Source organism: Gelria sp. Kuro-4 (genome assembly GCF_019668485.1).
Lineage (GTDB): Bacteria > Bacillota > DTU030 > DUMP01 > DUMP01 > DUMP01.
Genome location: NZ_AP024619.1, coordinates 974,689 through 1,001,583 on the forward strand (window position 1 = coordinate 974,689; position 26,895 = coordinate 1,001,583).

The following is a 26,895-nucleotide window of genomic DNA, read 5'->3' on the forward strand; positions in this document are numbered from 1 at the left end:
AGCAGCGGGCAAGCGGGCACGGCGCTAGGGGCGCCACAGGTTCGGCAGGTTCTTGCCCACCGCCAGCTTGGTGATACTCAGGTGAGCCGTTATGGCATCGTTGAACTTGGCGTACGACCCCTCCTTCAACCCGGCAAGAATGGCCTGGTGCTCAACCAGTACTTGGGCCATGCGACCAGGTGTCTGGATGGCTTCCAGCCCGAGGCGCAACAGGTGATCGCGCAAACTGTCGTAAAAGCGGTAGAGGCGTTCATTGCCGGCTGCGCGCACCAGGGCCAGGTGAAACTCCCGGTCGGCCGCGATGAATTCCACCGACTGGTGCCGTTGCGCCAGCTCTGTCTGCACACCCAGGACGTCGGTCATTTGCTGCAGGCAGATTTCGTTGCTGCGCTCGATCAGCTTCTGCCCGGCCAAGCGCTCCAGCACCAACCTTAGTTCGTACACTTCATCCAAGTCTTTCAGGGAAATCTCGGCCACTTGCGCTCCTTTGTGCGGGATGAGCGTTACGAAACCTTCAACCTCCAAGGCCTGCAGGGCTTCACGAATGGGCGTCCGGCTGACGCCGAATGAATTAGAGAGTTCATTTTCACTTAAAAACTGACCAGGGGCGAAAGCCCGGGTGATTATGGCCTGCTTGATGAGCTTATAGGCCTTTTCTTTAGACGAACGGTAAGCAGGGTCTTGGCCCATAACCTATCCCTCCACCTCCCCATACAACCTGTATACAATGTGTATATGTAAATTGGTATTCGCCACAGTTACGGGAAAACCCTGCTTTTTAAGGTACAAAACTTAACCCGGTATCCACCAGAAAATCCCTATTTTCTCTTGACGGTTGTTCTTTAAGGGGTTATCATAATGAACAAATATAATATCAATGCCTCATCTCAGTCCTTCGGGTGCTGGGCACCGCTGAGGTGAGGTAGAGGCGCGGCAGGTCAAGAGTAGCCACCCGGAGCAGGGCAGCGACGAGGGGTGGGGAAAGGGGCCGCCGCCGAAGCCGGGGTGCCGCACCGGAACCCCGAGCTGGGTCGGCAGTTAAGAACTGCCGGACTGTCACCGCCGGCTTCCCCGGGCCGGCGGTGGTGAGCTATCTCACCGCAGGGGAAAGGAGGGATGGGCTGTACGCGCCTTCAGGGCCGGGCCTGTCTGCCTGGCTTTTGTTTTACCCATTTTGCCGGCGGCGCCTGCCGCGCGGCCCAGGCAAGGGCAACCCCGAAGGAACGCCACCTCGGAAGCGGGGCCGACACCAAAACACTGGTTTAAGAGGATTTGAGGGAGGGAAAACCATGAGCAATGCCAAGATTGCCGAGCTTGCCAGCTTGGACACGGAGCTCAAGCGGGAGTTGGGCCTCTGGGAAGGCGTTTCCATCATCGGCGGCATCATGATCGGCTCCGGCATTTTCTTCCTGGGTTCCTTTGTGCTGCAGCGCTCGCAATTGGCACCGGGGCTGGCGCTCCTCGCTTGGCTGGCGGGCGGCATTATTACGCTGCTGGCCGGTCTCTGTTACGCCGAGCTGGGCGCCTCCATCCCGCGGGCGGGCGGCGCCTATGTTTACCTGCGCGAGGCGTACGGGCCGCTCTTTGGCTTCCTCCAGGGCTGGACGGCCTTCTTTGTCTCGGCGTCCGGTTCCATCAGCGCCCTGGCGGTGGCCTTCGCCACCTATTTCAGCGCCGTTGTGCCCCTCAGCCCCTTTGGCATCAAGATGCTCGCCATCGGCACCATCATTTTCCTTACTATCATCAACGCCCTGGGCGTTAAGCTGGGCGGGCAGGTGCAAAACGTCCTCATGGTGGCGAAGCTGCTGCCCATCGTCATCATCATCGCTGCGGGCCTTATCTTCGGCTCTGCCGGCAACACCATGACGGTCTTCCCCGGCGGCGCGGGCCTCATAAGCTCCTTCGGCATGGCCCTCATCGCCTCGCTCTGGGCTTACGAGGGCTGGAGCAACGTCAACACCATCGCTGAGGAAATCAAGAACCCGCAGCGCAACCTGCCGCTGGCCCTGCTCATCGCCATCGGCGGCGTTACGGCGATTTACGTTCTTTTCAACTTCGCGCTCCTCAAAGTGCTTCCTGCGGCTGCCATTGCCGAGGACGCCAAGCCGGCGGCCGCGGCGGCCAAACTCATCTTCGGCCCCTGGGGGGCTTCCCTGGTAACCCTGGGCGCACTCATCTCCATCTTCGGCTCCACCAACGGCTGCGTGCTGGTATTCCCGCGCATGTACTACGCCATGGCAAAAGACGGGCTCTTCTTCCCGCTCTTTACCGAAGTGCACCCGCGCTACCGCACGCCCATCCCATCGCTTATCGCCTCGGCGGTTGTAGCGATCATCCTTCTTTACACCGGAACCTTCCAGCAGCTCACCACCATGGTGGTATTCGCCGGCTGGGTGTTCTACACCCTCACCATCGTTTCGATCTTCATCCTGCGCAAGAAGTATCCCGACCTGCCGCGGCCCTATAAAGTTTGGGGGTACCCGGTGGTGCCGGTCCTCTCCGTGCTCACCTCGCTTTTCCTTTTGATCAATTGTCTCAAAGAGGATCCGCGTTCCTCGCTTTTCGGCCTGGTGATCCCGGCCCTGGGCGTGCCGGCCTACTACTGGTTTAAGACGGCCCAGGCGCGGCGCGAGGCACGCCTGGCGGCGGAGGGCGTTGCCTCAGGGCACGAATGAGCAATGAAGAGAATTTGTGCAAGGAGGTGTTGGGGGCGTTGGCCGGGTCGGCGCCCCTCCTTATGGAAGCAGACTTAGTCTTGCGCGGCGGGCGCGTGCTCACCCTGGTGCCGGAGCAGCCGGAAGTTGAGGCGGTGGCCGTCCGGGGGAACCGCGTGCTGGCCGTGGGCACGGAAAGCGAACTTAAGGCCTACCTGGGACCCCAGACGGAGGTTATCGATGCGCAGGGCCTGACGGTGGTCCCCGGGCTTACCGATACCCATCTGCACCTGCTGCACTACGGCTTCGCGTTGAACCAGGTGGACCTGGGCGGGGTGCGCTCGGTGGGAGAGCTGCGCCGGCGCGTGGCCGACTTTGTAGCGCAGCGCAAGATCAAGCCCGGCCGCTGGGTGCTGGGACGCGGCTGGGACCAGAACCTCCTGGCTGAGGGGCGCCTGCCGCGGAAGGAAGATCTCGACGGCATCGCGCCGGAAAACCCCATGCTGCTTTCGCGCATCTGCGGCCATGCCGCCCTCCTCAACCGCCGGGGCCTCGAGGCGGCCGGGCTCACGGCGGCCACCCCCGATCCCGAGGGCGGCCGGCTGCAGCGGGGCGAGGGCGGCGAGCTCACCGGCATTGTCTTTGAGCTGGGAGCCATCGGGCTGGTGCAGCGGGCCATTCCGGCCGCCGGGCCGGCCGACCTGGAGGAGGCCCTGGCGCTGGCCACGGCGCGTGCCGCTCAAGCCGGGCTCACCGAGGCCCACTCAGACGACTTAGGCTCGGCCGGCGGCTTTGCGCGCGCTGCGGCGGCCTACACCGCCCTGGCCGAGGGCGGCAGACTCCCCCTGCGCATCCGGATGGCGCTCCTCGTGGGCTCCCTGGGGGAACTGAAGGACGTGCTGGCGGCGGCGCAGGACTGGCAGTCCCCTTCGGAGCTGATCAGCCTGGGACCCATCAAGATCGTCTCTGACGGCTCTCTAGGAGCCCGCACGGCAGCGCTGGAGGAGCCGTACAGCGATGCGCCGGGCGAGCGGGGGTTGATGAATTTCGCCGCGGAAGAGCTTAGAGAAATGGTGACCCTGGCGCATCGGGCCGGCTTTCAGGTGGCTGTCCACGTGATCGGCGACCGGGCGGCGCGCCTGGCGCTCGAGGCCGTTGAAGCGGCCCAGGCCAGGTACCCGCGACCGGACGCGCGCCATCGCCTGGTGCACTGCCAGATCATGAACCCCGCCCTTTGGGAGAAGATGCGGGCGCTGGGCGTAGCCGGGGACGTGCAGCCGCGCTTCGTCGCCTCCGACTGGCCCATGGTGGAAAGCCGGGTGGGGAAGGAGCGGGCGCGCACCAGCTACGCCTGGAAGTCCATGCTGGCGAGGGGTCTACACCTGGCCGGCGGCTCCGACTGCCCGGTGGAACCGCTCGACCCGCTTCTTGGCCTGCACGCCGCCATCGCCCGCACCGACCCGGCCGGGAACCCGGCGGGCGGCTGGCAGCCTGCGGAGAAGCTGGCGCCCCTTACGGCCCTCGGCCTCTTCACTGAGGGTGCGGCCTACGTGGCCCGCGCCGAGGGCGAGCGCGGCCGCCTCGCCCCCGGCTACCTGGCCGACCTCACCGCCTTCGCCGGCGACTACCTGGCCGCCCCGGAAGAAACCGCCCTGGCCAACGACGTGCGCCTCACCATCTCTGCCGGGCGGGTGGTGTACCGGCGGTCTTAGGAGCGCGTTCCGGCAGATTCCTAAGAAACCCCTTGGCCGGGAAACGGTTCTCCCGTTTTCGGTGTTGGACTTCCCGGTTTCCTCCAAGCGTAAGGACCTGCCCCCACTGCGGGACAGGTCCTCGGCTTTTCTTCTTGGACTGCAGGCACAGGCGCCGGTGAAGTACGGCTGCTTGACCCGCGCCTGTGCCTGGCGTAAACGATACGGGGTGAAGGTTGGAACTGCAAAGGAAGGCCTATTTCTTGGCTTGGCTCAAAGCGTTCTGGACAGCTTCTTTGATCCCGTTGCTGGTGTACGTGGCCCCGCTCACCGCTTCCACATCGGTGGATTGTTTCTCAACAATGAGCTGAGGAATCTTGGCGATGGCGGAATCGCTGATGCCCGGTGTTTCTTGGTGCTGGGTGACGTCCACGGCCGTGATTCTACCCTTCTCGACCTTTACTGTAACGGCGATCGGGCCGCCCATTCCTTTACCGCTGCCGCTGTAGGTGCCGTCTTTCCACTTCGCTGCCGGAGCGCAACCGGAAGTGATCAACATTAGGACCAATGCCGAACTTACTGCCGCTGCTAATCTTTTCATTGCTTTGATTCCCACCCTTTTACTCTTTTGCCGCATTGGTTCCCGCGACCTTGCCGGTGACGGCCGCATGTGTCAGTGAATCACCGCCGATGTAGCCGTAGGCCCGGTAACCGCCGGTCGTTTCACCCACAGCATAGAGGCCCGGAATAACAGAGCCGTCCTTATTCAGTACCTGGCAGGCGGCATTGATCTTAAGGCCGCCCGGGGTCATGATCGTACCTGTCTTGACCTTGATGAAGTAGAAAGGAGCCGTTTTTAGTTCCTCAACGAAGATTTCCCGCCCGAACCGATCCGGCTGTTCCTTTCTGACCGCCTTATTATACTCTGCAACGGTGGCCTTCAGGTTGTCAGCGGGAACGCCCATTTTCTCGGCCAGTTCGTCCAAGGTTGCGGCCTCGGTGACCATGCCCTTCTTGATGTATTCCGGTACCTTATAGACAAGCTCCTTGACCCGGCTGTCGAAGACCTCGTAGACGAAAGGCTCACCCAGTTCCAGTACCTTCTGGGCGGTTTCGGCGTAAGATGCCGTTTCGTCGGAAAAGCGTCGGCCCTGAGAATTCACCAAGATGGCACCCTTGGAAAGAACCAACGACGTGATAAGTTGCTTCTTGTCCACTTCAACCGTGGGAGTGAGCCAAGGCACGTCCAGGTCTACCGTGTCGGCTCCCAGCTTAAGCGCTTCATCAAGCATCTCCCCGGTTGTGCCGGGGCTGCCCGCATAAATAACACCTTTGGCCGCGGGTGTGTACTTCGCCAAACGTTCCGGATCGGCTGCAAAGCCGCCTACTGCCAGGACTACGTTCTTAGCGTTGAACTTAAGAACTTGCCCTTCTTTGTTCTTCGCTTCCACACCGGTGACCTTACCGTTGCCGTCTGTAATAAGGGCGACGGCCGGGGTTTCGTAAAAGATTTCAACTCCCTTGCTCTCTGCCGCCTTCACCAGGGCCGAGATCGGCCCCGATGCGTCTGGAAGCGCTTGGTGCGCTCGGGGCGCCGAGCTCCCCATAACGGGGGTCACCTTATCGGAGAACTTGACGCCCAAAGACATGAGCCAGTCAATTGTCTCACCGCCACGTTCGGCGATCATGCGCACCTGTTCAGGGTCGCGCCTGCCTCCGCTTTTGTCCATAGCGTCCTTGTAGAAGGCTTCAGCTGAGTCCTTAATCCCCGCATTGCGCTGAATCGAAGTATTCCCCACATAGAAGATTCCTGTTGAGAGAATGGAGTTACCGCCCGCGAAGGCCAGCTTCTCGAGCAGCGCAACTTTGGCGCCGTTCTCGGCTGCCGCGACGGCACTTGTGAGGCCGCCCAGGCCGGCCCCGACAACTACCACATCGTAGTCTTTACCGGAGCCTCCTGCAGAAGACTGCCCGGAGTCCTTGCTTGTTTCACAACCGGTGAGCCCAAGTGTAAGAAAGACAGCCAGGGCGAATGAGAGGGCTCTAAACAGCTTATTCCTCAACTGGGTCTCCTCCTTGAAATGCTGTGTACTGGTTTACGAGATCATTGTGAAAAACTTAACTACATCTTATACCTCATTGTTAGACCTACGGCGATAAAGACCCTCCCTCAGCCTGCCGCTTCGAAACACTGCCATCCCTTGTTGCGCCTAGATAGGTCTGGTATCTGCACCTCCTTTTCTTCTTGTGTATTCGTTATCAAGGCGGAGATTCCTGCTGGAAAAACAGCCTTATATCAAATGTTTGACAAATCAATATCATACCCTGCCAGGCAATAGAGAGCTGCGCATTCCTCACGATCGCTCGCCCCGCGCCGGAGTAACAGGTGACGTGCTGTGCTTTGTGAGTGCCCAACGACCTTTCCTCACAATCTCCACCATAGTCAGTTCACATCCAGGCACTTCAAAAAAAGGGGCCTGCCTCAGAGGAGGCAGACCCAGTTTTCGTCTTCAGGCTTGCTAGTTAATGCCCGCGGCCAACTCAGCCATGAGTTGAGTCGTCAGCTTGAGCACTGCTGCCAGCAGAGCGTCCCCTTTGGCATGAGTAGCCTTCGTGGGATCGCCCACCACGCCTGTTGGAGTTATGTCCTTCATGCTGCTGATCGTCCAGCCGAGTCCGGGCTTACTGGTGAACAGATTGTAATCCACAAACGCGGAGCTGCTTTCTGGCAGCACGGCCTCAGCCTTATCCATGAGGACCCGTTGCCCCAAGGCCAGCGAAAGGGAGGTTTCACCCTCACAGCCGTGGAACAGGCCGGTCTCAACCACCTTTTGCAGCGTGCTGCCGATGAGGTGCCACCACTCGAGCAGCATGAACTTCGCGTCGCGGTACGTATGGGCCAGGTCGCTGGCCGTGAGGGCGAGGGCGCTGCTGTTGCCGCCGTGGGCGTTGACGAGCACAATGTTCCGGAAACCGTGGTGGTAAAGGGAGGTGCAAACCTCCTTAACCACGCGTTGGAAAGTTTCGGGCGACAGAGTCAGAGAACCAGGGAAATCCATGTGGTGTTCCGACAGACCGATGGCGATGCAGGTGCTGACGGCCACAGGAATGCCGGCTGCCTCGCTGGCGGCGGCTATCTTGCGGCACAGCGCCTCGGCGGTAAAGGCATCGTTGTTGACGGGCAGGTGCGGCCCGTGTTGCTCGGTGGAACCCACCGGCACCAGCACTGTTTTGGTTTTCTGCAGTACCTCTGCGACCTCCGGCCAGGTCAGCTCGGGAAGAAACACGTTAAGACCTCCTCAGGGTAGAACTACTCAAGGAGCTTGCGCATGGTGGGATTGTACTTGCGCAAAAGTTCAATGAGGAAGATGGCGATGGGGAAGTACACCAGGTTAATGAGTTCCACCACCACCAGGGCCGCCTTAAAAGGCATAACGCCCAAGACCGGGCCGAGAAGGATGGCGTACGATAACGGCCAAAGAACGAACTGGTTGAAGGCCAGGCCGAGGTAATAGAACGGGTGACGCAGGTAACGGAAAACCAGGCCCTGGGCGAAGCCGAGCAACACGTCCGCGGTTACGTCCACCACCGGCAGGGCGGAAGCGGCGCCGCAGAGCACACCGATGATGATGCCGGCAATGGGGCCGCCGAGTGCAGGACCGATTAAGGCTGCTAGATCGCGCGGGTCGATGTTGATGGTGGCGAAGACAGGAATGATGACGCCGGCCGCTCGAAGGGCGAAACCAAGGCCACCGAAGGCGGCGGCAAAACCGATTTCACGTGAGCCGAAACGCCAAACGGGATAACGGGTGTCCGGATCCTTGAAGAGGCCGCGGCGGGCGGGTTCAGCGTCTGTGTTAGGCACTGAGTGCATCTCCCTTCGTAATTATTATAATAATGTATCAGCTGAAAAGACCGAGGGTAAAGCGCCAACTGGCCAGGTCGTACCAGCGGAGCAGGATAATCGCCAGGGCGATAAGCGCCAGCAGGAGAAAGGCGGTGCGGTCGGCAGGGCCGAACCGGGGTTCCACCCGCCAGGTCCGCCGCCGGGTGTTGTAACCGTAGCCGCGGGATTCAATAGCCACGGCGATATTCTGGGCGCTCTTCAGCGCGAAGAACATGATGGGTAAGAGGAGAGCGGGCAACGCCTTGGTACGCTGGATGAAGCTGCCGGAGGTTACACCCGCCCAGCCGCGGGCTCTTTGGGCGTCGGTGATGGTGCGCGTTGTACGGACCAGAACGGGTATAAACCCAAAACCAATACCTACGGCGATGCCGGCGGCCGGCGGCAGGTGCCACTTGGTGAGGCCGCGGACAATGTCTGTGATTTGAGTGGTAAGGGTGAGCAGACGCACCGCCAGGACGATGAGGAGTAGGCGGAGCAACATGGCGATGGATACCAGAATACCGATGGCGGTGATCGGGAGCAGCCGCAGCGGTGGGACCACGTAAAAGAGAATGTTGCGCGGATCGGCCAGGGCTGCGCTGGCCGCCGGATTAAGCCAGAGGTTGGAGAGGAAGTAGATGACACAGATGGGGGTAAGGCCGCGCAGAAAACTGTGCACTGGTTCGCGGTCAATGCCGCAAAGGTAGAGCGAACTGTACACCAAGAGCGTAAGGAGCGCCAACCACAGAGGATCGGAAAGGAAAAGCATGAGGATGGTGAGCGCAATAAACCAGATAATCTTGGTGCGCGCATCCAAACGGTGCAGCCAGGAGTTACCGGGCAGATAGTCGATCCCTGTCAGGCCCATCGATCTCACCTCCTTTGTTCTGCAAGTAGGCTGCCAACTCCTGAACTGTAAGCACGACACCAGCCCCCAGCTTAATCCCTAACTGGGTAATCTGCGGTGAATCCAAACAGGTGTCAGTTAGGATGTCCTCTTGAGCAAAGGCCTCGCGCACATTGCCATCGAATAGGATGCGGCCCGCCTTCATGATGACCACCCGGTGCACGAATTCGGCAATGAGCTTCATGTCGTGCGAGATGACGATAACCGTCTTGCCCAAGGCGTTGAACCGGCGGGCTTCTTCCATAACCTCCCGGGCCCGTTTCGGATCTTGGCCTGTGGTAGGCTCGTCCACCACCAAAATATCCGACCCCATGGCCAACACCGAGGCTACCGCCACACGCTGCCGCCGGCCTTTATCCAAAGAGTCGGGGTTGCGGTCCAGTACGTCAGTGATCCCCATGACTTGGGCGGCCTCAGCAATGCGTCGATTGATCTCGGCCTCGCCCAGACCGATGTTGCGCAGCCCGAAGGCCAGCTCTTCACGCACGACGCTCTTGAAAAGCTGTAAGTCGGGATTCTGAAAAACGTACCCCACCTTGCTGACCAATGTCTTAGGAGACATGGCGCGCGTTTCTTGACCGAAAATCTTAACCGACCCGGCACACGGCATGAGCAATCCATCGAAGTGCTTAACCAGAGTGGACTTGCCGGAACCGTTCTGGCCGATGATGCCGACAAACTCTCCCTGCTCGATGGTTAGATTAATGCCGTTTAAGGCATCACTGCCGTTACCTGGGTATTGAAAGTGCAGATCCCTAACCTCGATGGCCGGCGGTGCGCCGTCCCGGGTTCCGGCGGCCCTCGGTTCATTCGCGGGCGCGGACTTGGGCGACGGGAGGGGGGAGCGGACGCTTGCGAGCGGCTGCAACCCGGCCAGGGCCTCTTCGACTGTGATCGGGTAAAAACCGTCTTTAACCAAGCCGGCCTTGCGTAATTCTAGGGCTAACTCGGCCACTTGAGGCGGCGCCAGGCCCAGTTCTTTCAACCGACGGGTGTCCTGGAGCACCTGACGCGGAGGTCCTTGGGCGATGATTTCACCTTGGTCCATGACCACCATGCGGTCCACCAGGTCCACCAGATCCTCAATCTTGTGGGAGACCAAAAGGACAGTCTTACCCTGTCGCGCCAGTTCGCGCACCAGGCTGAACACCTGCCTACTGCCCAGGGGGTCGATGTTGGCGGTGGGCTCATCCAGTACAAAGACCTCCGGCAGCATGGCCAATATGGCGGCCAGGGCCACCGCCTGCTGTTGTCCGCCCGACAGACCGGTCGGTTGCTTGTCCTCTAAACCTTTCAGCCGCACAGCCTCGATGGCTTGTCGAATGCGCTGCTCGATTTCCGCCGAGGGTACCCCTAGATTTTCCGGCCCAAAGGCCACCTCGTCGATGACTGTGTTGCAGACCAGTTGGCTCAACGGGTCCTGGAAGATGAGGCCGACCTTTTGCGACAACTGGCCGATGCTTACTTTTTTGGTGTCAAGGCCGCACACCTCTACCTTGCCGCTGAATCTGCCCATAAAAAAGTTGGGGATGAGTCCGTTAAGGCAGGAACACAGGGTGGTCTTGCCTGCCCCGCCGGGTCCGGTAAGGAGGACAAATTCACCTTTGTGAAGAGTAAAGTCGACATTCTTCAGGGCGGGGTCGGAGCTCCCTTCATAAGTAAAGGTAACTCCTTGCATGTTGACGAGAACTTCTCTCATCGGTCTTCCTCCCTAAGGCACTGTTAGGGTTTGACGTATACTGTATACCTTTGCGGGATAAAAAAGCAAAAAGCAAATAGGCGGCAGAAAAGCCGGCGACAGGAAAAGCCATCATTTTGCTTCTTGCCGAATGCACTAATCACCTTCCGAAAAGTATCGACATCCCGTGAGGGAAGACAAAATGGAAGCTTGTCTTCCGCCGGCGGACGGGGCTAAGATAAAACAAGGGGGATGGATAACGCGTGGTTACCCATCCCCTTGCAAGAGAGAACTGAGAGTTTGCTTGAGCTCTAGGCGATAAAGAGATTCACGTTCGCTTCGTCGGCCTCGCCCAGATAGGAGGCGACGCCGGCGTACTCGATGCCGTCGATGAGTTCCTCCGGGTGGATGCCCATGATGTCCATGGACATGGAACAGGCGATGATCTTGACGCCCAGGGCCTGCGCCTGCTCGATGAGCTCAGGCAGGGTGTTCACGTTCTTTTGGCGCATCATGAGTTTCATCATCCACGGCCCCAGGCCCGCGAAATTCATCTTGGACAGGCCCAGCTTCTCCGGCCCGCGCGGCATCATCCAGCCGAAGAGCTTCTCGAGGAAGTTCTTTTTCACCTGCACGCGCTTGGCCTTGCGCAGGATATTAAGGCCCCAGAAGGTAAAGAACATGGTCACCTCGTTGCCCATGGCCGCCGCTCCGGTGGCGATGATAAAGGCAGCCATGGCCTTGTCCAGGTCGCCTGAGAAGACGATGAGGGTCTTCTTGTCTTCCCGCACGGCTTCTCACCCCCTAGACCTTCTTAATGTGGGCCCGCAGCACGCCGGCATCATCCTCCAGGGAGAGAAGCTCGTTGCCGGTCTTTTTGCACCAGGCAACCACGTCTTTCTTAAAGCCGCCGTCAGTGGCTTCCACCACCAGGATATCGCCGCTCGCGGCCTGTTTGGCCGCCTGAAAGAGCTGCACGATGGGGCCGGGGCACTGCAGGCCACGTGCATTGACATATTTGTCTGCCACACTTTTCCCTCCTCGCGCTTTATTCCGTAGCGTAGGGCCAGGCTGTCATGCCGCCCTCAAGGACTGTGACGCGCTCGAAGCCCCGGGCCTTCAGCTTGATGGCCGCCAGGTACCCGCGCAGGCCCACCTTGCAGACGAGCACCACTTCTTTGCTGCGGTCGATCTCTCCCGCCCGAGCATCCAGTTCGTCGAGCACAATGTGCTTGGCGCCGGGGATCTTGCCCAGGATAACTTCTTCTTCCTTGCGCACGTCCACGATCTCCAGGTCCTGGTCGCCGGAATCCAGGCGGGCCTTAAGCTCTTGGGGCTTGATGCCGTTCATGCGGCCGGTGAGTTTGTTGAGGAGCACGTTCGCGGCGGTCACCACCGGCGGCATGGCGGTGGAGAAGGGCGGTGCGTAGGCCAGGTCGAGCTTGGCCAGGTCTTCCACCTTGGCGCCCAGGGTGATGGCCGTGGCCAGCACGTCGATGGGCTTGTCGATGACCCCTTCGCCCACCACCTGGCCGCCCAGGACACGGTGGGTGGCCTTATCGGCAATCAGCTTCACCAGGATGAGGTGATTTCCCGGGTAATAATGGGCGCGGTCGTGGGCCGGCACCAGCACGGTCTCTACATCGTAGCCCTCTTTTTTCGCCAGGAACTCCGAGAGGCCGGTCTTTCCGGCGTTCATGTCGAAGAGCTTCACCACCGTGGTCCCGAGCACGCCGCGCAGTGAATCTTTGTCGGCGGCTCCGTCCAGGTTGAGCGCGGCCGCGCGGCCCATCTTGTTGGCGGTAGAGCCCATGGGCATCCAGGCCGGCCTGCCGGTGACCAGCTGCACGTTCTCGGCGCAGTCGCCCACCGCGTACACGTCCGGGATGTTCGTCTCCATGTACTCGTTCACCTTGATGGCCTTGGTGGGCCCGAGCTCCACGCCGGCTTCGGCGGCGAGCTTGGTGTTCGGCCGCACCCCGGTGGCCCATACCGCCAGGTCGCAGGGAATTTCCCGCGTGGGCGTCACGGCGGCCTTCAGGTTGCCGCTTTCATCCGCCGCAAAGGAGGTGATCTTATCGCCGGTGATCACGGTGAGGCCGTTCTCCTCCAGGTGCTTCTGCACCAGAATGGCGAGCTCCGCATCGAAGCCGGGAAGCACCTGGTCCAGAAGCTCCACCAGCGTGGTCTTGACACCGCGTTGCACCAGGTTCTCGGCCACCTCCAGCCCGATGAAGCCGCCGCCCACCACCACCGCTTGATGTACCAGCCCCTTGTCCAGGCGCTCGCGGATGGCGTCGGCGTCCACCACCTCGCGCACGGTGTACACCTGCGGCAGGTCAATCCCCGGCACCGGCGGCACAAACGGCACCGCACCGGTGGCGAAGATAAGCTTGTCGTAAGGGAAGAGCTTCTTCTCGCCCGTTTTCTTGTCGAGCACGGTAACTTCCTTGGCCGCCGTATCCACTTTAAGGGCCTCGTGCCCGGTGAGGACTGTGATGCCCAGCCAGGCCTTGAGCTCCGGCGGGGTTTTCACCACCACTTCCTTGCGCTCTTTGATCACATCGCCGATGTAGTAGGGGAGACCGCAGCCGGCGTAGGAGATGTCGTCCCCCTTCTCGAGCACGGTGACATCCCAGTCCGGGTGCTCCCGCTTCGCCTTGGCCGCGGCCTTGGTTCCCGAAGCCACAGCACCGATCACCACGAGCCTTTTCGCCATCTTTCTTCCTCTCCCTTCGTGTCGCTGCTGACTTTTCGCTTGGGATGCGTTGCCTCAGCGCACGCTTGCGGCCTCTTACCACGAGAGACGCCGGTCGGTGGAAAGAAGTGTCTCGCTAAACGAGCGCCGAGCGGTAAAGACTTCCCGGGCCCTGCTGTGCCGAACCGCTACAGAGGTCACCTTATTGCCTTGTTGCTGCACCGAACTTGGGCTGCCATGCGCCCAGCGCTTCCGCCTGCAGCCCTCGCCGACTGCGGGCGGGTCCGGCCGGGTGCGGTTACTCCCGGGCCTGGTGCGTTTCCTCGTCCTGCAGCGTCAGGTTGTCGCCCTCCGGCAGCAGCAGGTGCACAACCTGCGCCGCCTCCCGGCTCACCACGCGGTACACCACCTCCAGCCCCTTGCGCTCGCCGCGGATGATACCGCGCCCGCGTAGGATGGCCAAGTGCTGCGACACCGTGGACTGCGGCAGGCCCAGGCAGTCCTGCATGTGCCCCACGCTGCACTCACGCCCCAAGAGGTTGGTCACAATAACAGAGGCGCACCGGGTGCCCTAGGGCCTTCAAGAGAGCGGCCTTTTCCTCATAGCGCCTGCGTCGCTCTTCGCCCAGCAAGTACCAGCCCCCCTATCGTAATATCCCAATATCCAAATATCCCGATATCACAATACACCCGCCGGCTCGGTCCTGTCAAAAACCTATCAAAAGTTTTCCCCCAAAAGTTCTTCACCCCGTCCGCAGATGACGGGGTGAGTTTGCTATATTGGAAGAAAAAGCGAAGGGAGTCTAGCGCCATGCATGATTTGCTGGCCCAACTCTTAAGTCAAGGGCTCTTGGACGGCTGGGGGGATACGGACTTTGACCTGCCCCACCTCATCAAGGCGGTGGCCCTCCTGCGACGCGGCGTTATCCCGGCGGCCCTTTGGGAGCTCCGCCAGGTGGAACGCTGGGGGGAGCGGCACTTGAAGCTTCTTAAGGCCTGCCTTGGCCAAGACATTCTCCTTAACGCTTTGGCCGAAGACCACTGGGGGGCCTTCTCCTGGGAAAACCAGCGCTCACTGGACCTGATGTGGGGCGCTCTTTTAGGCCCTAAGATCGCCCACCTGCACGACTACTACGCCCGCGCCACTCGCTTCGCCACGCGCGTGGTGGGAGTGGAGCACGGTGAACGCTGGGCACGGGCCAAAGGGCTTAAGGAAGGAACACCGCTCCTTCTTGTCCCCGAACCCGCCAACCCCTACGACCCGAACGCCATCCACGTTTTCACCCCTACCGGCGGGTCTATCGGCTTTCTCCGCCGCAGCCTGGCCGCCGCCCTCGCTCCCCGCCTCGCCGCCGGCACCGCCGCCTCCGCCCGCGTTGCGTATGTCCTGGGTGAGACCTACCCACTTGACCAGCGGGTGAACATCCACGTGGAGCTGGGCCTCACCCCTGGCCAGGTGGCCGAGACCAAGCCCAGTTATCAGGTTTCGGTCTCCTGCAGCGTCTTCCTAAATTCCCTTGCCTCTACCAGTGCCCCCTTACTAGTTCCCGGGCGCTAGAGCCAATTCTACTACTGGGAAGACCTGGAACTTGCATGGAGGAGAAGACTTTTCCGAGCACATCTCCCGTCCGTAGATGACGGAGTGGTTTTGCTAAAGTGTAATCGGACTAGGCCGTGTGGAACCAGCCGACTCCAATCCCCCCCGTTTCTCTCTGCAATGGGAAAGAAGTACTCATGCTAGGGGAAAAGGCAGGAATGCGGTTGTTTTTGGCGAAGTCTGGTAATTGTAGAACTAACTGCAAGATGTGGTGTTCAGACGAAATGGCCAGGAATTGGGATGCGTTGAACTTGAGGAGGTGCCTATTTGCTAATCGAAGGACTTATAAGGCTGGGAAGGCCTCTGGCACAAGCGGGCCTAACTCCGGGGGAGGTCCTCAGACTCATATCCGACGTTGCGTCTCCAAATGCCCGAAACTTCCTGGCCCACGTCATGGTAGTCGAAATGTCCGGACTTGACGGGGATTTTCGGGCTTGTGTTCTGCCTGTACAGCAATGGGGAGACTACGTTACCGTTGAATCAGCCTCCACCAGTGAGAATACAAATGGGTCTGAGGATGACGCGGGGCCAGAGAAGAAACCGACGTCACGAGCAGAGTCTAGGGCCAGAGCCAAAACCAAGACTAAAGAGGTTTTCATGCCTGATATCCAGAGAGCGGTTGGGGCTCCGTTTGTCTTACCTAAGGGGGGCAATCCTAGAGAAGCCCAAGGGTGTTATGGAATTCCGATCTATCCGGTATATGACGGCGACTTGAAAGAGTTCCCTAACGATCCCAAACTAGTAAGGAAATTTATTGCGGGCAGACTTAAGAGAACTCCCGGGCTGGGGCTTTCAAACGAACAGATAGAGGTTGTCGCAAGGGAAATTCACAGGGCTTCGCAAAGGTTCAGCTTCCGAGATAAGGCGAAAGCCATGGGGCTCGTCGTTCTGACCGCACCTGGGGCTGATACCATATATGAACTGAGGGATCGAATTCCCCAGGGAGACCCTTACCTTGCGAATATAGGACCAAGCCTTTTCTCACCTGGAAAGCAGATTGTGGCACGCCTGGATAAGGCACTGAAAGCATTTATTGCGGGCAGACTCGGTGAAGGAAAGGAGGGTGGGGAAATTCGGGGTTCCACAGCTACCTGCGCTTTCTGCGGGAATACGGGATACGCGGTTTCCGCCTACTGCAAAGCCTGGCCGTGGTTCCTGCCAGAATGGAGTTGCCCTCAACCGATAACATGGAACCGGAAAAAGGATATGGTCAAAGGGATAGCTGTATGTCCGGAATGCTATATGTCTTTTGTTTACGGAGCTAACGCGTTCATGAAACTTGCAGCGCCGCTTGATGATTGGTTGACCAGGGAGATCTTTTCACCGGTGGCAAGTGCACGCCGCAAGGAGACATCGCGCAAAGGAGGAAGGGCAGCGACAATTTTCGGGTGCGCGTACGCTCTTCCGCTGTTAGATGAGTCGCCGGGGCAAGTTGACTCCGAGGGATTTGCTACCGGGCTGCAGCGGATGCTGACGCGGGATGAGCACAGAAATAAGCTGGACGTGCATCTTGGAGAGATTACGGGATTTGAGATGGTGCTGCCTGAGGAATTCTCCAAGGACGATTACCGCCTCACCCTCACATACTATTCAGGCGACCCCGGCAGGGGGGATATTCACCTGAGAGCGACGGTCGAGGACGTGATCCCGTCAACAGCACGAAGCCTGACTAACCTTGCGAGACACTCTGGAGATTACGCTCTGGAAGTCGCAAAGCACATTTACGGCAAGGTTTCAGATAGGCAGGCGGCGTTCCTCCGTATAAGGTATTCTTCGCTACCTTACTTACTAAATGCGGCATTCGGCGCCCCATATCTGTGGAGTACACTTGCGAGCTTTATGCACAGAGCCCCTATCTCTCGGCAAAGGTTCTTGTCAAATAGCGCGGCCCGGATGGGACAACTAAGCCATGGGCTCCCGGATACACGCAGCAGCCTAATAGAGGAAGTTATCTTCTACCTGACCTTTGATGAACTTCTAAGGAAATACACTGCTGAACTCATGGGAGACTTTAATGACCCTAAGGCACGGCGACAGATGCTTGGGAATTACCAAGCCGATCTCTTACTAAACAACGGAGGTGATCGCAGAATGAGGGAATGGAAGGAACTACAACACATGCTGGAGAAGGTGCCGGCAGAAGAGATGGCCTTTGTGGATTCGGAGGAACTAGGGTTCGGCTGTGGACACCTTATTTCCTTGTTTTCCCGCCAATACTGGAAGGCGACTAAAACTGGGGATGATGGAAAGGACTTCCTCAAGCACAGGGTCATGACCTTTGGAAGTGACCTTGGCCCGGATAGCATATGGAAGCAGGGCCTCTCGAAGATGGAGGAATATGCGCGGCGGCTTGACATGCACCTCACTTCAGACTTCAGGAAACGCCTTGGGATTGTGCTTGTTGAATACAGTAAGCTCCGGACAGACATTGCGAAGAACAGAGATGCCTTTATGGCAGCATTCTGGGCGGGGTACGAGTTGGCCGGGGCTCCAAGCAAGGCTGAAGAATCTTGATACTACGAACTCGAGTGCTGCCTTTGGGTCAGTATTCAACGGGAGTGGGAATCCAAGCAAGGGCTCTGAGTATACAAGAAGGACAATGCAGGGAATCAAAGTTCCATTTTAAAGAAGGAGGAGGTAAACGAGATGTCAATCAACAGTGCCGAGATTTTGTTCGTCAAGTGTGTAAAGGATGGGATTCCCAATCGCGATCCTCTAAATGACAGCGACGCTCGACGTATATTCGGGGAGGAGGACGGACGCATCTCCCTTTCAGATGTTAGCATCAAGAGGGACGTTAGGGACTACGTACTGGCCAAGTACCCCGATGGTGGCGGGGATAAAAAGGACTTCGTCTTTTGCCGTGAGGAACGGACGGAAGACGGTGAGCTGCTTGGCAGGGGAACACTGGCCCAAAGGATTCTCGAACGTGCAGGCCGCAGTTCCAAGACGGATGTGCGGAAAAATCTTATGGAGGTAGCGTTCGACGTGCGCGTATTCGGGGCCGTGTACAGCGTGAAGAACGGGACGTTCCACCAGACCGGGCCGGTTCAGTTCGGATGGGCTCATTCCCTGCATCCGGTCCAAACCAAGTATGTGCAGGGGACCGTAGTCATGCCGAGCAAAGATATCAAAGAAGGGGAAAGTGGCAAGGAAAAGGGGAGCCAGCAGGGAACGATTTGGACAACTTACACTCTCCCGTTTGCCGTCTTCGCGATGCCCGGGGTCATTAATGCTTCAATTGCAGCTGAAACCGGAGTAAGCCCAGATGATGTTGAACTTCTCCTCGAAGGGCTCTGGAAAGGCACTCAGCACCGGCAGGCAAGGGGCCGGGGTATCCAACAACCCCTCTTCCTAATCCATGTCGAGTATTCAGATCCTTTTTACCGGATTGGGTACCTGGAGGACTACATCAAGATCCACCCTGAGCGCAGCGTCTGGCTTGGGAGCATCCCTCCAACTTCGATTCGGGACATCGCACTTAACGTAACTGACCTTGGTAGAGTTATCCGCAACTGCCCTAAGGTTGCGAGGGTGCGCTATTGGACTCATCCAGAAGTTAAAATGAATGGGGATCTTCCGGCAGAGCATTGCACGCCATGGTAACACTACGGGGTACTGCGACAAAGCGCAGGCCGGGCTTCGGACCTTCCCGGGTTCGGGATTGGAGGTGACAATCGCTTGGAGGTGCTTGTCTTCGACCTGAAGGGGGAGATTGGCCATTTCCGGCGGCCCGATACGACCGTCACCCACGCGTCATATCCATTGATAACGCGTACCGCCCTGTGGGGACTTCTGGGTTCAATACTGGGGCTTGAACAACTCCGCGGGGAGAACTGGATTGGGATCCGGTTAATGTCTAGGGTCGCCACCGTGTCCCAGGAACTCTCCATGCTCGGCAAAGGGTGGCTCGGCAACGGGCCGGAATTCAACCGTCCCACTTCAATCGAACTGGTCGTCCGGCCGAGTTACCGCATATACTATGCTGGCGAGCACCTGGACCGCCTACGCGACATGATTTCAACTGGACGCAGTTGTTATCATACGTATCTTGGCAGCGCGTACTGCCTGACGTTCCCCCGGTATGTGGGTACGGTTGACGCAGATGAGCTACTCCCGCCTTACCCACAGGAATTAACTACTTATACTGTTGTGCCAAGCCAGGCCATCGCCAGGCTCATCCTTCAGGCGGGACTCCAGTATGGGCGTGTGGGTGGGCTCCAGTATGAGCATCTGGGGGAACGGGAATTCAGAGGAACTATCAACCTCATATATGAGGTGTGCGGACAGAGATACAGCTTCGTACCTCAGCCGGCCCCACCTACTGGCACGCATCCTTATCGTTTTTGCACTTTGCCAGAGGGAGAGGTGATTTGCCTGTGGTAGTCCCGTTCCTAGAATGCATAGCGCGACCACACGATGAACCAAGCAAAGGGCAGAACCTACTTGCAGACCACCTCTTGGCTGTTGCCAGGTCATGGGGGGATCCCACCGGGGATCCTCCCTCCCGCCTGAAGTTTTTGGCAGGACTGCTTCACGACGCTGGCAAAGCGAGAGCGCGCTGGCAGGAATATATAAATGAGCCAGCAACGAAAAAAAGGGGCTCGGTGAACCATGCCCCCCTTGGGGCTGCGCTATTCTACTACTGTGCGACAACTCTCCTCAAGTTCCTACACCTGCCACCTGGCGAGCTAAGAGAATTGCACTTTTTAATTACTGCACTTTGCTATGACATCTATGACCACCACAGAGAACTAAGTGACTACAACCTGGCCCCCCCGTGGGCCAACACCCTCTCTAAAGAAGACCTCGAAGAGTGCGACCTTGGCGGAATATGGACATTTGTTGAAATGTTCTTTCCGGAGCTTGGCGCCGGAGGTGCCCTGCATCCTTGTGCATCCAATTCAGATGCTCTCGCCGATGAGGTATTCTCATGGTTGAGAGGGGCGGAGAAGACCTGGGAAGAAAGGGTGGGCAGGGGAGAAGCAAGGCTTCGACATCAGATCAATTCCTCACAGGACAGGTATCACCTGGCCGCACAGCGATGCCTGCGGGAACGCACTTGCGGGCTGATAGTCGCAGACAGGTATGATGCTGCGAAGATGAACAGTTCTGGGCTGACGTGTGATGATGCCGTCCACGGTCTCCACAGACTCCTGAGATTCTGTGAAGCCAAGGGGGCAGCAGCTCTTGTATCCAGTAAAGGAACGGCCAACCTTCTGGAACAGAGGCGACACCTGCAGGACGTATGCTGCGAAGCGTATAACAGGACTCCGGGCGAAGGCTTTTATACCCTGGTTTTGCCCACTGGGCTGGGCAAAACCTTAACCTCGCTACGAATAGCTTTGGCGGCGTGTGCAAGCGGAAGGTGTCGTAGGATCTTATATGTCGCACCTTATTTATCCATCCTATCCCAGGCCACTCAGAATATCAGAAATGCAACAGGGCTTGAAGTGCTCCAGCACCATCACCTATCCATGCTTGCTCAGGAGGAACTGGAAACCTTTGATTCCCTCCTCTTGGAGTCCTGGCAAGCTCCAATCGTGACGACTACATTCAACCAGCTTTTCCGGGCACTATTCCCAGTAAGGGCTCAACACACCTTGAGACTTAACGGCCTATGTCGGGCCTTCTTAATAATCGACGAACCTCAGGTTATCGACGGGGCGGTATGGAATCTATTCTTGCATATGCTTCAGGCCGCGACTGAGGTTTATGGGTGCCAGATACTCCTTTCGACCGCTACATTACCGCCATTGGAATCTGGAATTAGCCGCAACATCATCCCACTCGCGCCGGACGTGGAATCGCCGAGCAGATATGAGATTTGCAGCGTTCCTGACCCGCTTGATGAGGAAGGTGTGACGCATGCAGCTATCGAAGAACTCGAACGGTCCGGCAGTGTAGCGGTAATCATGAACACCGTAGCGGATGCTGCGTCTATCTACTCCAGAGTGAAGGAAAGCCTTCCCGCAGACGTTGCCTGCTACAACCTTACCGGTTGTATGACGCCGTTGCATAAGGCCCACCGTATTCAAGAGATCGCCTCCCGGCTAGAGTCCGGTGACAAGGTAATGGTGATCTCTACACAGGTTCTGGAATGTGGTGTAGACCTGAGTTTTCGTTCCATGTTGAGAGCAACGTCGACGATTCCCTCTATTGTTCAGTCTGCCGGAAGGGTAAACAGGCATGCGGAAGGGGGTCTGGCTCGCGTAATGGTTTTTAGATTCCTGCGCGGTGGCGAACTAGATACACGGAGGTATGTGTATGGAACGGGGGCCGCAGCACAGGAAACAGACGAGAGCCTTTCCCGCCACCCTTCATGGGAGGAACCTCAGACACTGGAAGTGGTACAAGAGTTTTACCACAATGTCATGACACGCAACACGAACACTGCCGCGCTTGAGGCACTAGTCGAGGCGGCCTGCGGGAAATGGAGTGCGCTGGCTAGCCAGGACCCGTTTGGTCCTGACTACCCTCACATTGATACGTTTGTACCATATGGTGAGCAGTTTCTGTCGCCGCGGATGTGGGATCTCCTTCTTAGTTTTGCACCCGGCGGATGTGAGGAGCTCTATGAGAAGTATCTGGACAAACGGTACTGGGCAAAGCTCAGTTTTGCGGAACGGAAAAGGTTCATAGGTCTCCTCCAACATTTCGTCGTCTCGCTAGATCCAAGAGTGGCGGGACATATTGTGGTTCCAGCTCCGGAAATCGGCATATGCCGGATAGTGGATGTGAAGATTTATAGCCCTGAGACTGGACTCGCCCACAAAGTCGGACATGGATACGATGTGTCAGATAGTATCTTGTAAGTACAGGCGTTCTGTGAGCAGGGCTTTCTTGTACGGAGGATTTTTCGCAAACTGTCTATGCGGGCAGTCCCGGTGCCGCCAAAGTTGTTGGACGAGTGGTTTCAGCGCACCGGCTCGATGGTTATGGATGAGGAAGAGGTTTATCCTGCCGGACCGGGCCAGTGGGTGGTGCGTGGCGCCGGGATCGGGCAGATTTACCGGCCAGATGTGGGGTTTGTGCCGCCGGAAATGGCTGAGCTGCTGGAGGGGTGAGTGGTGACCGACCACGATCTGCCGGTAAACGGTACCCTGATCTGGTACTACACAGTGTGTCACCGCCAGGTTTGGCTGATGGCGCGTCACCTCACCCCCGATGAACAGGACGACAATGTTGTCCTGGGACGCTTTATACATGAAAGCACCTATCAACGCGACAAGCATGAGATCCTCATCGGCAACATCAAGATTGACCTGGTACGCGGGGCTAAAGGCAGCGCTCTCGTCGGTGAAATCAAGAAATCATCCCGGTCAGAGGCAAGTGCTCGGTTGCAGCTCAAGTACTACCTCTATGTCCTTAAACAGTACGGAGTGGACATCAAGGGGATGCTGTTCTTCCCGGAGGAGAAACGCAACGAAGAGATCGTACTGGATGAAGAAGGCATCAGAGAAGTCGAGAACGCCATAGCCGGGGTGAAGAGAATTGTTTCCATGCCTGCTCCAGATCCACCGGTGAAAACGCGGCGGTGTAACCATTGTGCGTATGCGGAATTCTGCTGGGCGTAGCAGCCGGGGGTAGAAGGCATGAAGAAGTCTATTTATATCTTTAAGGACGGCCAATTGAAGCGGGAATCCAACACCCTTTGCCTCATAACGGAGGAAGGGAAACGCTTTCTCCCTATTGAAGATATCAGTGAGGTACACATCCTAGGCGAAATGGACTTAAACAAACGGCTTTTGGAATTCCTCGCTGAGAAAGAGGTTATCCTGCACTTCTATAACCACTATGGTTACTACACTGGGACTTACTACCCCCGGCAACACCTCAATTCCGGTTTCATGATCGTCAAGCAGGTGGAGCACTATACTGACCCCGTGCGGCGGTTAGAACTGGCCCGCTCTTTCGTGACCGGAGCTTATAAGAACATCAGACAGGTTCTCGTGTACTACGAACGACGGGAGAAGCAGGTGGGTGCCACCATCGCGCACATAGATGATTTGGGAAGCGCCTTGGAGTCGACAAGTACCATTGAACAGCTTATGGCCGTTGAGGGTAATATTCGGGACGCTTATTACGGCAGTTTCGACACCATCATCGGGGACCCGGATTTCCCTTTTGTGGAACGGAGCAAACGCCCGCCCGGCAACGAGCTCAATGCCTTAATCAGTTTCGGTAATTCCCTCATGTACACCACTACACTGAGCGAGATATATCGTACTCATCTTGATCCGAGAATCGGGTTCTTGCACGCGTCCAATTTCCGCCGTTTTTCCCTCCAGCTCGATGTCGCTGAGATCTTTAAACCAATCATAGTAGATCGAGTCATCTTCACCTTACTAGGAAAGCACATGCTGAAGAAAACCGACTTTGAGAAGCATCTTAACGGTATGGCGTTGACCCAAAAGGGGCGGACCACGTTCATCAAAGAGTTCGAGCAGAAGATGCTGACCACCCTCAAACACCGTGACTTGGGGCGTGAAGTAACTTACCGCCGCCTGGTGCGGATGGAGTTGTATAAGTTGGAGAAGCACCTGATGGGCGAGCGCAAGTATGAGCCCTTTGTGGCTAGGTGGTAAACGTGTTTGTCATCGAGGTGTATGACGTTAACCAGAAGCGCGTTGCCAAGGTTCTTAAAATCAGCCGTAAGTACCTGTACTGGGTCCAGAACTCCGTCTTAGAAGGGGAGATCACGGAAGCCTATTTTAGAATGCTGAAGGCCGAGCTGGCGCGGACGATTAATAATGAAGAGGATTCAATAATCTTCTATACCTTTCGCACCACGAAGTATTCTGAGCGGGAGTCCATGGGGATCGTCAAAGGTGGGGAAGAAAAAATCTACTGAGGAGCGGTGTTTGTGCGGGTCCAAATAGAGTTCGTGCCGGCGGATGGCCGTGAGCACGTAGGGGTACCCCTGCATTACAACAAGGCGGTGCAGGGCCTTATCTACGCACTGATTCGGCCGACACTGCCTCACTTGCACGATGAAGGTTACACCAGCAGCGGCCGCGCAATGAGGTTGTTCGTGTTTTCGCGCCTGCTGGGAAAGGTGATTGAGGTTAAGAATGGCTGCCTGGTCTTCCGCGCCCCTGTCGCCGTCAAGGTCGCCAGTCCCCATGACAGTTTTATCGAAGCGCTGGCTGAAGGGCTTCTGCGTACGCCTACCATCGACCTTGCAGGTGTGAAGCTCGTATTCAGCGGCCTATCTGTACAAAAGGCCGCCGGTTTCCCAAGCAACTGTGCACTGTTCACAGCCATCTCGCCCGTGACCGTCTACTCAACTCTTTTTACTTCCGAAGGTAAGAAGAAAACGTATTACTACCACCCTTCAGAACCTGAGTTCGCCCAGCAGATAAAAGTAAACCTGGGGAGAAAGGCGGCCCTCCTCGGCCTCGGTCCCAAGATTACCGAAAGCATCGCCCTCAAGTCCGTCCGGGTACGAAGCAGTGATCAAAAGGTGCTTTACTTCAAAGATACCGTGGTCAAAGGCTGGCTGGGACAATATGTATTTGAAGGTGACCCCGCTATGCTGCAGGTGGCACTCGATTGCGGTATCGGCGCCAAGAACAGCCAGGGCTTTGGGATGCTGGAGCTGATTTAGCCCTTGTCGTCGATCCTCAGTAGTGTCAAGAACCGGGGGGATCGACACCAGCACAAACACCGGAGTTACGGCCTTTTCCCAAGCAGACTGACTCAAAAGAGCCGAGAAGGCGTAAGGAAAAGGCCAGTATTTTCAGCCCCGCGACGGGTTCTGAGCCTACCTACGAGGAATGGAAACTCGTCCCGGGCGGGGGCGCTTTCGCTCCGGGCACGCGTTCTGAGCCTACCTACGAGGAATGGAAACCCCCTACGCACTACTACCCGGCCCTTGCGCTCCCCTAGTTCTGAGCCTACCTACGAGGAATGGAAACAGCTCAAAGAGACTTATGCCAAAGAGGCTGCAGCTTGTTCTGAGCCTACCTACGAGGAATGGAAACTCGGCCCGCCCAGCGGCCAGTTTCTGCGCATACAGCGTTCTGAGCCTACCTACGAGGAATGGAAACTCCATTCGCCCCCCAAATAGGGGATAGTGCCGTAGGTTCTGAGCCTACCTACGAGGAATGGAAACTGGCATGACATTTTCGCCCGATCCATCTATTTGCCCGTTCTGAGCCTACCTACGAGGAATGGAAACAACAAAAAGGTCAAGGAAATCAATGCGTTCTTTCGCTCGTTCTGAGCCTACCTACGAGGAATGGAAACCCGCTACCTGCACCTCCAACTTCTCTAGCCGCGCCTGGTTCTGAGCCTACCTACGAGGAATGGAAACTGAAAAAGGTTCGTAGCATCGTGTCCACCACCTGGCCGTTCTGAGCCTACCTACGAGGAATGGAAACGCGAAAGCAGCGGTGTTGGTGACGGCCGTCACCCCGTTCTGAGCCTACCTACGAGGAATGGAAACATGTGCAGTACCATCGGAAAGGGCCATGCTGGAAGGTTCTGAGCCTACCTACGAGGAATGGAAACCGGATAACGTCTAGGGCGTTTTCCCCCAGTGCATCCACGTTCTGAGCCTACCTACGAGGAATGGAAACTCTGCAATCATCATCGCGAAGTTGGCAACGTCCGCTGCGTTCTGAGCCTACCTACGAGGAATGGAAACCGGATGCGGCCAGCATGACTGAGGCCACGAATCTGGTTCTGAGCCTACCTACGAGGAATGGAAACTCCATCCCAGCCTCATATAAGGGGTAGATAAAGGAGTGTTCTGAGCCTACCTACGAGGAATGGAAACCTTACAGGCAACAGGAACGTTTGGCGAGGGAGGCTAGTTCTGAGCCTACCTACGAGGAATGGAAACCATACCTCCCAATTGTCGTAGCTCCCATAACAACCGTTCTGAGCCTACCTACGAGGAATGGAAACACGCATCAAGAAGCATTGTCATTTCTCCTTTCGCCTCGTTCTGAGCCTACCTACGAGGAATGGAAACCCGGCCCGCGGGCCTGGTTCGGTTTCTGGAACCAGTAGTTCTGAGCCTACCTACGAGGAATGGAAACTGGTGTCGATAATTTGCTTTAGCTGAGCATCGGTGAGTTCTGAGCCTACCTACGAGGAATGGAAGCATGCTCCTCGCCGCCGCGCCCTACGTACTCGGCGCGGGTTCTGAGCCTACCTACGAGGAATGGAAACTAACTCCCATTTTCTTTGCCTCTTTAATGCTCCTCGCGTTCTGAGCCTACCTACGAGGAATGGAAACCTTTTTCGTTGTGATGGCTGTGGTTTGGTACCCTATGTTCTGAGCCTACCTACGGGGAATGGAAACTAGGTCTGAAAGTCCTCCTCGATTGTAGTTTCCCTGTTCTGAGCCTACCTACGAGGAATGGAAACCGGGAGCGCCCGCGCTTAGGCAAGTTGCCCCAGCGGGTTCTGAGCCTACCTACGAGGAATGGAAACCCCGGCATCTGTTACGCTCTCAACGCCCATCGTGTTCGTTCTGAGCCTACCTACGAGGAATGGAAATCCTGACACCACACACAAAACTTAGTGGCTTCTCATCGTTCTGAGCCTACCTACGAGGAATGGAAACTCGATGAGGCTCTCCAGCCGCAGGACCAGCCCTGCGACGTTCTGAGCCTACCTACGAGGAATGGAAATCCATGGGGACGGATATATCATCGTCCAGGACTGGGAGTTCTGAGCCTACCTACGAGGAATGGAAATTGGTAAGGACGAGTACGACTGGCACGAGCAAGCGAGGTTCTGAGCCTACCTACGAGGAATGGAAATTGGGCA

23 protein-coding genes and 1 riboswitch are annotated in these 26,895 nt (G+C 57.5%); of the genes, 12 read left to right on the forward strand and 11 right to left on the reverse strand.

The genetic code is table 11. From position 1 onward, the window contains the following. Window positions 1-24: 24 nt before the first annotated feature. On the reverse strand, window positions 25-690 hold the full coding sequence (locus K5554_RS04920; protein ID WP_221040026.1) for a GntR family transcriptional regulator: 666 nt from the start codon (window positions 688-690) through the stop codon (window positions 25-27). A gap of 225 nt (window positions 691-915) precedes the next feature. Further along, window positions 916-1,101, forward strand: a riboswitch (Lysine riboswitch). 188 nt (window positions 1,102-1,289) lie between these two features. On the opposite strand from K5554_RS04920, the gene K5554_RS04925 reads away from it, so the two are divergent. Both K5554_RS04925 and K5554_RS04930 read left to right on the forward strand, forming a co-directional pair. After that, window positions 1,290-2,675 (forward strand): APC family permease, encoded by a 1,386-nt coding sequence (locus tag K5554_RS04925; protein ID WP_221040027.1) that lies wholly within the window; start codon window positions 1,290-1,292, stop codon window positions 2,673-2,675. A gap of 38 nt (window positions 2,676-2,713) precedes the next feature. Further along, complete coding sequence (locus tag K5554_RS04930) at window positions 2,714-4,366, forward strand: amidohydrolase (RefSeq protein ID WP_221040028.1); 1,653 nt, start codon at window positions 2,714-2,716, stop codon at window positions 4,364-4,366. A 235-nt stretch (window positions 4,367-4,601) separates the two neighbouring features. Here the strand turns inward: K5554_RS04930 and K5554_RS04935 are convergent, their stop codons facing one another. The 10 genes from K5554_RS04935 to K5554_RS04980 all read right to left on the reverse strand — a co-directional run bounded on the left by K5554_RS04935 (window position 4,602) and on the right by K5554_RS04980 (window position 14,022). After that, window positions 4,602-4,946, reverse strand: coding sequence for an FMN-binding protein (locus K5554_RS04935; protein WP_221040029.1), 345 nt, complete (start codon window positions 4,944-4,946; stop codon window positions 4,602-4,604). Window positions 4,947-4,965: 19 nt separating this feature from the next. Further along, window positions 4,966-6,408, reverse strand: a complete 1,443-nt coding sequence (locus K5554_RS04940) for a flavocytochrome c (protein WP_221040030.1) — start codon at window positions 6,406-6,408, stop codon at window positions 4,966-4,968. A 456-nt stretch (window positions 6,409-6,864) separates the two neighbouring features. Continuing rightward, window positions 6,865-7,632 carry a creatininase family protein gene (locus tag K5554_RS04945; protein WP_221040031.1) on the reverse strand — a complete coding sequence of 256 codons (768 nt, stop codon included), beginning with the start codon at window positions 7,630-7,632 and terminating at the stop codon, window positions 6,865-6,867. Window positions 7,633-7,655: 23 nt separating this feature from the next. Continuing rightward, a complete protein-coding gene (locus K5554_RS04950; protein WP_221040032.1) occupies window positions 7,656-8,210 on the reverse strand; it encodes a hypothetical protein in 555 nt (184 codons plus the stop codon). A 37-nt stretch (window positions 8,211-8,247) separates the two neighbouring features. Then, window positions 8,248-9,099 (reverse strand): energy-coupling factor transporter transmembrane protein EcfT, encoded by an 852-nt coding sequence (locus K5554_RS04955; RefSeq protein WP_221040033.1) that lies wholly within the window; start codon window positions 9,097-9,099, stop codon window positions 8,248-8,250. Then, window positions 9,065-10,837 carry an ABC transporter ATP-binding protein gene (locus tag K5554_RS04960; protein WP_221040034.1) on the reverse strand — a complete coding sequence of 591 codons (1,773 nt, stop codon included), beginning with the start codon at window positions 10,835-10,837 and terminating at the stop codon, window positions 9,065-9,067. Before K5554_RS04960 ends, K5554_RS04955 begins: the two co-directional genes overlap by 35 nt. Before the next feature lie 290 nt (window positions 10,838-11,127). After that, window positions 11,128-11,607: a DsrE/DsrF/DrsH-like family protein gene (locus tag K5554_RS04965; RefSeq protein WP_221040035.1), complete on the reverse strand. Its 480-nt coding sequence runs from the start codon at window positions 11,605-11,607 to the stop codon at window positions 11,128-11,130. A 13-nt stretch (window positions 11,608-11,620) separates the two neighbouring features. Continuing rightward, the gene (locus K5554_RS04970; RefSeq protein ID WP_221040036.1) at window positions 11,621-11,845 is read right to left on the reverse strand and encodes a sulfurtransferase TusA family protein; all 225 of its coding nucleotides are present in this window, start codon (window positions 11,843-11,845) and stop codon (window positions 11,621-11,623) included. A 19-nt stretch (window positions 11,846-11,864) separates the two neighbouring features. Next, window positions 11,865-13,535: an FAD-dependent oxidoreductase gene (locus K5554_RS04975; RefSeq protein ID WP_221040037.1), complete on the reverse strand. Its 1,671-nt coding sequence runs from the start codon at window positions 13,533-13,535 to the stop codon at window positions 11,865-11,867. 277 nt (window positions 13,536-13,812) lie between these two features. Further along, the gene (locus K5554_RS04980) at window positions 13,813-14,022 is read right to left on the reverse strand and encodes a helix-turn-helix transcriptional regulator (protein WP_255565585.1); all 210 of its coding nucleotides are present in this window, start codon (window positions 14,020-14,022) and stop codon (window positions 13,813-13,815) included. Window positions 14,023-14,325: 303 nt separating this feature from the next. On the opposite strand from K5554_RS04980, the gene K5554_RS04985 reads away from it, so the two are divergent. The 10 genes from K5554_RS04985 to cas6 all read left to right on the forward strand — a co-directional run bounded on the left by K5554_RS04985 (window position 14,326) and on the right by cas6 (window position 24,721). Next, a complete protein-coding gene (locus K5554_RS04985) occupies window positions 14,326-15,072 on the forward strand; it encodes an HIRAN domain-containing protein (RefSeq protein WP_221040038.1) in 747 nt (248 codons plus the stop codon). A gap of 306 nt (window positions 15,073-15,378) precedes the next feature. Further along, complete coding sequence (locus tag K5554_RS04990) at window positions 15,379-17,625, forward strand: hypothetical protein (RefSeq protein ID WP_221040039.1); 2,247 nt, start codon at window positions 15,379-15,381, stop codon at window positions 17,623-17,625. 132 nt (window positions 17,626-17,757) lie between these two features. After that, complete coding sequence (locus K5554_RS04995) at window positions 17,758-18,717, forward strand: CRISPR-associated protein (RefSeq protein ID WP_221040040.1); 960 nt, start codon at window positions 17,758-17,760, stop codon at window positions 18,715-18,717. Window positions 18,718-18,798: 81 nt separating this feature from the next. Further along, a complete protein-coding gene (gene cas5 / locus K5554_RS14675; RefSeq protein ID WP_370636963.1) occupies window positions 18,799-19,497 on the forward strand; it encodes a CRISPR-associated protein Cas5 in 699 nt (232 codons plus the stop codon). Continuing rightward, window positions 19,491-21,926, forward strand: coding sequence for a CRISPR-associated helicase Cas3' (gene cas3 / locus K5554_RS05005; protein ID WP_255565586.1), 2,436 nt, complete (start codon window positions 19,491-19,493; stop codon window positions 21,924-21,926). Before cas5 ends, cas3 begins: the two co-directional genes overlap by 7 nt. A gap of 72 nt (window positions 21,927-21,998) precedes the next feature. Further along, entirely contained in the window at window positions 21,999-22,178 is a 180-nt protein-coding gene (locus K5554_RS05010; protein ID WP_221040043.1) for a hypothetical protein, read from the forward strand. 3 nt (window positions 22,179-22,181) lie between these two features. After that, a complete protein-coding gene (cas4, locus tag K5554_RS05015) occupies window positions 22,182-22,688 on the forward strand; it encodes a CRISPR-associated protein Cas4 (RefSeq protein WP_221040044.1) in 507 nt (168 codons plus the stop codon). A gap of 18 nt (window positions 22,689-22,706) precedes the next feature. Next, complete coding sequence (cas1b, locus tag K5554_RS05020; RefSeq protein WP_221040045.1) at window positions 22,707-23,699, forward strand: type I-B CRISPR-associated endonuclease Cas1b; 993 nt, start codon at window positions 22,707-22,709, stop codon at window positions 23,697-23,699. 2 nt (window positions 23,700-23,701) lie between these two features. Then, the gene (gene cas2 / locus K5554_RS05025; protein WP_221040046.1) at window positions 23,702-23,965 is read left to right on the forward strand and encodes a CRISPR-associated endonuclease Cas2; all 264 of its coding nucleotides are present in this window, start codon (window positions 23,702-23,704) and stop codon (window positions 23,963-23,965) included. 33 nt (window positions 23,966-23,998) lie between these two features. After that, the gene (gene cas6 / locus K5554_RS05030; protein WP_370636964.1) at window positions 23,999-24,721 is read left to right on the forward strand and encodes a CRISPR-associated endoribonuclease Cas6; all 723 of its coding nucleotides are present in this window, start codon (window positions 23,999-24,001) and stop codon (window positions 24,719-24,721) included. Window positions 24,722-26,895 lie beyond the last annotated feature (2,174 nt).